This is a genomic window from Streptomyces sp. NPDC002809 (genome assembly GCF_040295435.1).
Classification (GTDB): Bacteria; Actinomycetota; Actinomycetes; order Streptomycetales; family Streptomycetaceae; genus Streptomyces.
In genome coordinates this window covers 1-2,242 of the sequence record NZ_JBEOVJ010000172.1, presented here as the reverse complement: position 1 = coordinate 2,242, position 2,242 = coordinate 1, and the positions used below count along the sequence as shown (strand labels likewise).

Annotated in this window: 2 protein-coding genes and 1 pseudogene; 1 reads left to right on the top strand and 2 read right to left on the bottom strand. The window is 69.4% G+C overall.

The window, feature by feature from the left end; all coding sequences use genetic code 11:
• Window positions 1-83 precede the first annotated feature (83 nt).
• On the bottom strand, window positions 84-734 hold the full coding sequence (locus tag ABT025_RS39345; protein WP_351003629.1) for a TetR/AcrR family transcriptional regulator: 651 nt from the start codon (window positions 732-734) through the stop codon (window positions 84-86).
• Window positions 735-1,029: 295 nt separating this feature from the next.
• Here ABT025_RS39345 and ABT025_RS39340 point away from each other — a divergent pair, with 295 nt between their 5' ends.
• Entirely contained in the window at window positions 1,030-1,953 is a 924-nt protein-coding gene (locus tag ABT025_RS39340; RefSeq protein ID WP_351003628.1) for an NmrA family NAD(P)-binding protein, read from the top strand.
• Between the two features lie 146 nt (window positions 1,954-2,099).
• Here the strand turns inward: ABT025_RS39340 and ABT025_RS39640 are convergent.
• A pseudogene (locus tag ABT025_RS39640) lies at window positions 2,100-2,242 on the bottom strand (IS5 family transposase); the annotation flags it as partial.

Here is a 2,242-nt window from a genome sequence, read left to right as displayed (position 1 = left end):
CTAGGCCGTGTATCGAAAATGGATCCCGGCATACAGAGGCCGAGCAGTCATGGTGCGGAATCGAGCAGCCGGCCGGAAGGGCTTCAGCCGGTGGGGGTGCCGCCAACGAGGGGCAGCAGTACCTGGTCCACCAGGCGGGCGATCCCGTCGACGTCGAGAACGGCACCGAGCAGGTCCTCCTGCAGGACCATCACTCCGACGGCTGCGGCAATCTCCAGCCTGTCCGGGGCAAGCAGACGCTCGACCCTCTCCGCCGTGATCTCGCCGCGTTCTTGAGCGCGGCGGAGGCAGCCGGTGATTCCCTCGCGCTGCCCGGCGATGTACCGCTCGCGCAGGGTGTCGGTGATCTGAGGGTGGGAGCCGGTAGCGGCGGCCAGCACAGCCGAGAAGCGACGGCCCTGGGGTTGCAGGCACGCGGAACTCTGGGTCAGCACCGCAATGAGGTCCTCGCGCAACGTTCCGGCTGCCGTCACCTCGGCCGGGACGGGAGGGAGCATGAGGCTTTCCAGGGCGTCGGCGACCAGGTCCTCGCGCGAGGACCAGCGGCGGTAGACGGTGGCCTTGGCCACTCCCGCCCGCGCGGACACCGCGGCCATGGTGAGATCCGCGTACCCGTTCTCGACGATCAGATCCAGGACCGCTTCGATGATGCGGGCGTTCCGCGTCTCGTCGCGGACGGGACCGAAAGCGCCACTGGGGCGCTGGCGTCCAGCGGGGCGGGTTGACCTGGTCATACGCACGACGGTACTGCATCCGCTTCCCCTGCGACCGGGCCTCCTGTTCGGACCACGGGAAGTCGCGGACCGGGCCACGGCACGGCTTGTATCCAGGGCGACGTCGCACATGCATCCTCGTCACGCCCCTCGCCTTTCGCTGCTCGTGAACGGCGGGCTGCCGGCCGACCACTTCCGCTCGGGCAGATTACGAACTAGATACTCTCGCGACTCGATACTGTACGGTCTTTAGTTGACGGGTTCTCCCCGTGTGCCGATAGATCATCGGCACCACCAACCGAAGGCAAGGCGCGTTATGACACACAACGACAAGGCGAAAGTGCTGGTCACCGGGGCAACTGGGATGCAGGGCGGCGCCGCCGTCCAGGCACTCCTGCGCGCGGGACACCCCGTCACCGCGTTCGTCCGCGACCCCTCCTCCGCGCCCGCCCAGGCGCTCGCCGGGCAGGGCGTGGCCCTCGCGACCGGGACCATGGACGACCTCGCGTCCCTGGAGGCCGCCGGCGCCGGACACGACGCGGTCTTCTCCATGCAGCCGGTGGGCATCGACCTGGCCGGTCCCGGCCCCGAGCAGCGGCAGGCCCGCAACATCGCCACCGCGGCGAAGCGGGCCGGCAACACTCAGATCATCCACACCTCCGTGTCCGCGACCGGATGGCGCAGCCAGCACCCGGGCTACGAGGTAGCCGACCTGGAGAGGGCGTACTGGGACGAGAAGGAGGCCGCGGAGGACGCGATCCGGCAGTCGGGCGTGGCCCACTGGACTATTTTCAAGCCCGCCTTCTACATGAACAACTTCCTCCCGGCCAAGCAGAACCCCATGTTCCCCGAGCTGCCGCAGGGCAAGCTGGTCACCGCCACGAGCCCGCAGACCAAGTTGGCGCTGATCTGCGCGGACGACCTCGGAGCCGCTGTCGCCGCCGCCGTGGCCGAGCCCGGCACGTTCCACGAAGCCGAGATCGAGTTCGCGGGCGACGCGCTGACGTACCCCGAGATCGCGGACACCATCTCCAAGGCCGCCGGCCGCGAGATCACCGCCGTCTCCGTCTCGCGGGAGGAGCAGGAGCAGCGCCTCGGCGCACCCATCACGGACAGCCAGGTCTGGCACCAGCTCGTCGGCTACCCCGCACGCCCCCATCACGCCGCCGGCTACGGCCTGAGCACGACCACCTTCGCGCAGTGGGCAGCGCAGCAGGACTGGACCCTCCCGGCCGCCTGAACTCAGCCAGCCCTCCAGCTCCGCCAGCGCAGCGGTGTTCCCGGCGGCCTGCCGCCGGGAACACCGTCTCCCGCGCGAGGACACCGTGTCCCGACCTTCCGGTCCAGCTCTCTGCGGCGTGGCCTCGGTGCCGGTAGCGGGGCAGGTCACAGCCACTCGTTGATAGCGGCGACGAGAACGGTCGCCTCGTAACGGACCGAGAGCTTGTCGTACCTCGTCGCGACAGCACGGTGCCTCTTCAGGCGGTTGATCCCGCACTCGACCGCGTGACGATCACGGTAATCGGCCG

Coding starts and splice junctions, on each gene's coding strand:
- ABT025_RS39345 (WP_351003629.1), bottom strand. CDS start 734: ATGACCAGGTCAACCCGCCCCGCTGGACGCCAGCGCCCCAGTGGCGCT.
- ABT025_RS39340 (WP_351003628.1), top strand. CDS start 1,030: ATGACACACAACGACAAGGCGAAAGTGCTGGTCACCGGGGCAACTGGG.